The following is a 2407-nucleotide window of genomic DNA, read 5'->3' on the forward strand; positions in this document are numbered from 1 at the left end:
GTCGGGGGTGATGTTGTGGTGGGTGAGCTGGTGGAAGAGGGCGGTGCCCAGGGCGAAGAGGGCGGGCTGGGTGTAGTCGGTGCGGTCCAGGAGGGCTGCTTGGGGGGTTCCGGGGTGGGAGAAGATGATGTCGCGCAGGGGATGTTCGAGGTGTTGGTCCAGGGCGCGGCAGGCTTCGTCCAGGGCGTCGCGGAAGACGGGGTGGGTGTCGTAGAGGGCGCGTCCCATGCCGGGGTATTGGCAGCCTTGGCCGGGGAAGAGGAACACGGTCTGCGTGGTGGGCTGCTCGGGCCCGGTGACCAGATCACGATGGGGCACACCCTGGGCCAGCGCCGATAGAGCCGTAAGGGCTTCCTCACGGTCATTGACGGTGATGACGGCGCGGTGGTCGAAGAGAGTGCGGGCCGCCAACGCGTGTGCGGTGGGTGCGAGTGCGGTGTCGGGGTGGTCGCGCAGGTGGTCGTGCAGCCGGGCGGCTTGGTCGGCCAGTGCGGTGGGTGTTTTGGCGGAGAGGGTCAGTGCGATGTGTTCTGTGGGCGGTTGGGGTGTTTCTTCTTCGGTGGTGGTGGGGGTGGGTGCTTGTTGGAGGATGAGGTGGGCGTTGGTTCCGCTGACGCCGAAGGCGGAGACGGCGGCGTTGCGGGGTCGGTTGTGCTTGGGCCAGGGGGTGGCTTTGGTGAGCAGGGAGACGTGGCCGGTGGTCCAGTCGATGTGGGGTGAGGGGTTGTCGGCGTGCAGGGTGGGGGGCAGCTCATCGTGGTTGAGGGCTTGGACCATTTTGATGATGCCGCCGATGCCTGCGGCGGCTTGCGCGTGCCCGATGTTGGACTTCAACGACCCCAGGTACAGAGGCTGTTCAGCAGTGTGGTGCTTTCCGTAGGTGTTGAGCAGGGCATGGGCTTCGATGGGGTCGCCCAGCGTGGTTCCGGTGCCGTGTGCCTCAACGGCATCAACCTGATCACCAGTCATTCGGGCGTTGGTGAGGGCTTGTTGGATGACGCGTTCTTGGGCGGGGCCGTTGGGTGCGGTGAGGCCGTTGCTGGCGCCGTCTTGGTTGACGGCGGAGCCGGGGATGATGGCGAGGATGTTGCGGCCTTGGGTTTGGGCGTCGCTGAGGCGTTGGAGGACGATGACTCCTGCGCCCTCGGCCCAGCCGGTTCCGTCGGCGTTGGCGGCGAAGGCTTTGCAGCGTCCGTCGGGGGCGAGGCCGCCTTGGCGGCTGAATTCGATGAAGACTTCGGGGGTGGCCATGACGGTGGCGCCCCCGGCCAGCGCCATGTCGCACTCACCGTTGCGCAGGGCCTGGCAGGCCAGGTGCACCGCCACCAGGGATGAGGAGCAGGCCGTGTCGACGCTGAGTGCGGGTCCGTGCAGGCCCAGGGTGTAAGCGACTCGGCCGGAGGCGACAGCTGGGATGGTGCCGGTGAGGAGGTGGCCCTCCAGGTCGGTGTTGCCGTGGGCGGCGTAGTGGTTGGGGGACAGGCCGGTGAAGACTCCGGTCTGTGAGCCCGCCAGGGTGGTGGGGTCGATGCCCGCGTCTTCCAGGGCCTGCCAGGTGATTTCGAGCAGGAGGCGTTGTTGGGGGTCGATGGCCTTGGCCTCGCGGGGCGAGATGTTGAAGAAACCCGCGTCGAACTGATCGGCGCTGTGGAGGAAGCCGCCCCAGTGAGTGGTCGAGGTGCCTCGGCTGTCGCTTGTCTGTGCGCCGGGTCGTTCAGCGCCTGGCAGGAGAGTGCCCAGGTCCCAGCCCCGGTTGGTCGGGAATCCGGTGATCGCTTCGCGGCGGTGGGTGACCAGATCCCACAGCTCGTCGGGCGAGTTGATGTCGCCGGGGTAGCGGCAGCCCATGCCGACGATGGCGATCGGTTCGCCGGGCCCGGCTGTCGCGGTCGAGGGGGTGGTGGTGTGGTGGGTTGTGGCGTCCTGCTGGGGGGCGAGCTGGAGCAGGAGGTGGTCTGTCAGGTCCTGCGGTGTCGGGTGGTCGAAGGCGAGGGTGGAGGGCAGGCGTAGGCCTGTCGCGCGGGAGAGGTGGTTGCGCAGCTGGACGGTGGTGAGGGAGTCGAAGCCCAGCTCCTTGAACGACTGCTGAGCGGCGATGAGTTCGGGCTCGGGGTGAGCCAGGACCGCGGCGATCGTCGCGCGGACAAGCTTTAGCAACTCAGTGGAACGCTCACCCTCGGGCATGCCCGCCAGACGCTCCTTGAACGATGCGTCTGCGTCTGTGGGTGAGTTGGCGTTGTGGTGGTGGGTGGTTGGTGTGAGGTGGTGGAGGAGTGGGGGGAGGGTGTTGTTGTGGGCTTGGGTGGTGAGGGTGGTGGTGTTGAGGTGGGTTGCGGTGGTGGTGGGGTGGTGGGTGGTGAGGGCGGTGTCGAGGAGGGTGAGGGCGTGTTGGGTGGTGAGGGGTGGG

1 protein-coding gene is annotated in these 2407 nt (G+C 67.6%); it reads right to left on the reverse strand.

The window, feature by feature from the left end; all coding sequences use genetic code 11:
* Positions 1 to 2407, reverse strand: a 2407-nt coding sequence (locus tag ACGFX9_RS38335) for a beta-ketoacyl synthase N-terminal-like domain-containing protein (RefSeq protein ID WP_393484529.1), incomplete at both ends; no start/stop codon positions are given.

This window comes from Streptomyces sp. NPDC048436, from assembly GCF_043200355.1.
GTDB lineage: Bacteria > Actinomycetota > Actinomycetes > Streptomycetales > Streptomycetaceae > Streptomyces.